Annotated in this window: 1 protein-coding gene and 1 pseudogene; both read right to left on the reverse strand. The window is 47.4% G+C overall.

Translation table 11 applies throughout. The features are described 5' to 3' along the window. Positions 1 to 126, reverse strand: a pseudogene (locus tag CIK04_RS27500) (ABC transporter permease); the annotation flags it as partial. Between the two features lie 165 nt (positions 127 to 291). Continuing rightward, on the reverse strand, positions 292 to 618 hold the full coding sequence (locus CIK04_RS34420) for a hypothetical protein (RefSeq protein WP_325205906.1): 327 nt from the start codon (positions 616 to 618) through the stop codon (positions 292 to 294). Positions 619 to 864 lie beyond the last annotated feature (246 nt).

Consider the following 864-nt stretch of genomic DNA (forward strand, 5'->3'; position numbering starts at 1 on the left):
TTGATTCGCGTACGGAAGAGGGTATAGGAACGAATAGAAAACCACACCACCAAAGACAGTGAGTGTCACTACCGGGTTGGTGAAAAGGGCTTTTATCTCCGCTTTGAACAACTCAAACAGGGACATTTGTCGCCTCCGTTTTCTTTAGATGGCGTTTTGCCAGCACCACAGCCAAAAGGCAGGGCGRCGTAACCGGCCATAGGTAGCAAATGAGAGAGTGAAGTTAACGCGCTCGTCCCGTAACTGGCTTGTGCGACTTGGACTTCGATGTAGTGACTGATAGGCAGTAAGCTACGCCAGAATTGCGCCAATGAACCCATGTCTGAGACTGGGAAACGTAATGCCCATAAATGCGAGCTCGGGCGGTAATGCGCCGGCGAAACTCATGGCTCGCGCTGCATCCAATGTCATGAAGAAAAAGAATGCACCCATGATCATACAAGCGATGGTGGTGGCTAACTGCGCGATCATGATTGGAAGTAAATGGCCTTGGAATGGCCAATCAAGCATGAAATAGAACCAAAATAGGAAAGCAAAACCAATGACAAGAGGAAAGAGTGGGCAGATAAGACCGCGAGTGTTTTGCTGATGACTTTGAATGGTTGATTGCCAAGCCATCGATCAAGATGTTCCGGTTTTCTCGCATAGACACGCAAATTGGCGGCGAGAATAAGAATGGAACAGACAACGATCATGATTGTCCAAATCGCGGGCACGACAGCAGAAACCAAAAACTGCGCATAGTTGTAGTTTGGTTAAATAAAGGGAGATTGTCGTGGAAATAAGGTGACTAGCATTACCTAAAGCGCTCTGTACTGTGCTATTGCCATGACTCAAGGATTTCACAGTCTCAAGACCTGCATT

It is taken from the genome of Vibrio sp. 03_296 (assembly GCF_002265885.1).

What these genes read in the sequence shown, in the direction of transcription:
- CIK04_RS34420 (WP_325205906.1), bottom strand. Translation starts at nt 618, where the DNA reads ATGGCTTGGCAATCAACCATTCAAAGTCATCAGCAAAACACTCGCGGT.